Annotated in this window: 1 pseudogene; it reads right to left on the reverse strand. The window is 64.7% G+C overall.

Annotation, left to right across the window (positions count from 1 at the left end):
- Positions 1-875 (reverse strand): annotated as a pseudogene (locus Q8M88_RS11170) (IS21 family transposase); the annotation flags it as partial.
- Positions 876-1,081: the final 206 nt, after the last annotated feature.

Here is a 1,081-nt window from a genome sequence, read left to right on the forward strand (position 1 = left end):
GCCTCGCGCAGGGCCAAGACGGTGTCCGCTGGTGGTGGGCGCTGCGGGTCGCTCAGCCGCGCCAGCACGTTGCGCACATGCTCCACGCTGATGTGTCCGCTGGGCGTGGCGTGCTCCAGCACCAACTCCACCGCCACCAGCAGCGCGTCCAGCCCGGCCGTGGGCACCAGTGCCAGCACCTCGGAGAGCACCCGGTCGCCGCCCGCATGTCGCATGAGAGCGTGGCGCAGCTGCGCCAGTGGCCGTGGCAGGTCGGCAAATGGTGCGCCGTTTCTCAACGCGCCGGGCTTGCGCTGCACCAGCTCGATGTAGTGCTGCCAGTCGAACACCGTCTGCCCCCGGTTGAGCACCCGCTCGTGGCTGGCCATCAGGGCGTCACCGGCCACCACGTCCACCCGGGTCGGATACAGCCGGGTGCTCACCATGTGCCCGGCCCATTCACAGGGCACCGAGTAGCGGTTGCGCGCCACTGTTACCAGGCAGGTGCTGCTCACCCTTGCCGGTCGCTCCACGTAGCCATCAAACGGTTCGGGCATGCCCATGAGGTGCTCGCGCTCGGCCTGCAGCACATCGGCGATGCTCAGTTCTCGGTGCTCCGGGTGGGGCGTGTCCGCCCATACCGCTTTGCAACGCTCGGCCAGCCAGGCGTTGAGTTCGGCAAAGTTGGTGAACTTGCGCTCACGTGCCTCAAGCCACACCCGCCGGCGGCTGTCCTGCACGTTCTTCTCCACCACCCCTTTCTCCCAGCCCGAGGCCACGTTGCAGAAGTCCGCATCGAAGAGGTAGTGGCTGCACATCGCGGCAAAGCGGGCGTTGACCACCCGGCCCTTGCCCTTCTTGACCTTGTCGACCGCCGTCTTCATGTTGTCTACAAGGACTTCCTGCCATGACGCAATAGGAATCCGACCACCATGGATCGAGAACCAATCATGGCGGAACCCATGTTCAACACAGCAGCAGGGCGATCACACCACCCTTGTAACTGAGCAGGAGGATACGGATGGCGTGTCTACAAACGGACATCGTTGCAATCAACTATGTTGACTGCGGTCCCTGATGCAAGACGCGCACTGAGGACTCC

The organism is Phenylobacterium sp. (assembly GCF_030693805.1).
Classification (GTDB): Bacteria; Pseudomonadota; Alphaproteobacteria; order Caulobacterales; family Caulobacteraceae; genus Phenylobacterium.